This window comes from Geobacillus sp. B4113_201601 (assembly GCF_001587475.1).
Lineage (GTDB): Bacteria > Bacillota > Bacilli > Bacillales > Anoxybacillaceae > Geobacillus > Geobacillus icigianus.
The window spans coordinates 1-1,752 of the sequence record NZ_LQYX01000038.1 but is presented as its reverse complement, the minus strand read 5'-3'; the positions used below and the strand labels follow the sequence as shown (position 1 = coordinate 1,752).

1 protein-coding gene is annotated in these 1,752 nt (G+C 47.4%); it reads right to left on the bottom strand.

Annotation, left to right across the window (positions count from 1 at the left end; all coding sequences use genetic code 11):
- Positions 1–106: 106 nt before the first annotated feature.
- Positions 107–1,675, bottom strand: coding sequence for an IS1182 family transposase (locus B4113_RS05740; RefSeq protein ID WP_033018017.1), 1,569 nt, complete (start codon positions 1,673–1,675; stop codon positions 107–109).
- Between the last annotated feature and the right edge of the window lie 77 nt (positions 1,676–1,752).

Genomic DNA, 1,752 nt, shown 5'->3' with positions numbered 1-1,752 from the left:
GAGGCTGTCCCAAAAGGTCGGTAAAACGACCTTTTGAGGACAGCCTCCTGCTTTTGTTTTTACATTATTTGTCTATTTTTTACTTTCTCAAAGGATCTGCTTCTTCTTATCCCCGTATGTTCTCCCTTTTTCTTTTTATTGGGTGGACAGTGGCCGCCCACTTTCTCAAATTGTGGGCAGCACAAATAAGCCCCCATTCCACGGTAATTTTTGGGAGCCCCCTTAACAAAAAGCGCTGGAATTGCTGGTTATGCTTGATTTGCCCAAACACCGGCTCGTTTTCGATTTGCCGTCTTCGATATGTCGCCGCCCCTTCTTCCGTGGACAGCCGTTCCCGAATCTCCTGCCGTTGTTGTTGATTCTTCAAAGAAACGCGGATGGTTTTCGTGTCTTTGCCTTTGGCGCATGCCGTTTGAAACGGGCATCCGGCACATGCCGTACAACGATACGTCCGTTTGACGGTAACGTACCCATTGTCGGTCGTTTCCTTCCGTTCATACACAAACACCAACCGTTCCCCTTTGGCGCAAATCCACTCATCCAGCTCCTCATCATACGTCATGTTCTCGATTCGGCCGGTCTCTTTCGCCCACGCTTTCGTTTGTTCCCGGTCCAGCGTGTTGTACTTGATCAGGGCGACGATCTTCTTTTTCTCGCAGTACGTGTAGTTCTCCTCACTCCCATAGGCGGAATCCGCAATGGCCCGTTTGGGCATTGGGCGTCCATAGGCGGCCAATTGCTCCAAATGCGGAATGAAACATCCGGCATCCCCCGCCCGTTGATGCACGCTAAATCCAGTGATGAATTGGTTCTCTGTCCCAATCTGCACATTATATCCCGGTTTGAGCTGGCCGTTTTTCATATGGTCGTCTTTCATTCGCATGAATGTCGCATCCGGATCCGTTTTCGAAAAGCTGTTCCGTTCGCCCAACACTTCTTTGTATTCTTCATACTTCTTCTTACGGGGGAGAAGATCTTGCTCCAATTGCCGTTTTGCTTTCTTTAACGTGCGATTCTTCGGCTCTTTCTTTAGGCGTTCTTCCACTTGTTCGATGACGGCTTCGATCTTTTCGGACGTAATCGGTGAAGCTTCCAGTTTTTCTTGAAAATCCCCTTCTTGTTCCGCCTCTTCATCTTCTTTCGCCACCTGTTCGATCGAGGCAACGATTTGCCGGAATTTCTCCTCCAGCTTCTGATCGTACTTTTCCGTTGATTTGCGCCAAACGAACGTGTATTTGTTGGCATTGGCCTCGATTTTCGTTCCATCCAGAAAGTAATCCTCTAGTTTGACGAGCCCTTCTTGACGCAGAAGATCAACAATGGAGAAAAACGTTTCGTAAATGACGTCCTTCATCCGTTCCGAGCGAAATCGGTTGATCGTGCGGAAATCCGGTGTTTGATGGCCGGAGAGCCACATAAAGTAAATGTTTTCTTTCAACTGCTTGGCGATTTGGCGAGAGGAGTAGATCCGATTGGCGTAGGCATACAGGATGACTTTCAACATCATTTTCGGATGATAGGCTGGGCGGCCTCCACCAGGATAGAGGGAAACGAGCAGAGCCGGATCCATTTTTTCCACTGCCAGATCCACGATCCGGCAAAGATGATGTTCCGGAATGAAAATTTCAAGATCCATTGGCAAAATGAGTTGATCTCGGTTATAATAAATGTACATAAGAAAACCGTCCTTTCTTGGTAGGGTTATGGTGACTTTATTATACCAAAAGAGGAACGGTTTTCTTATTTTTTTTT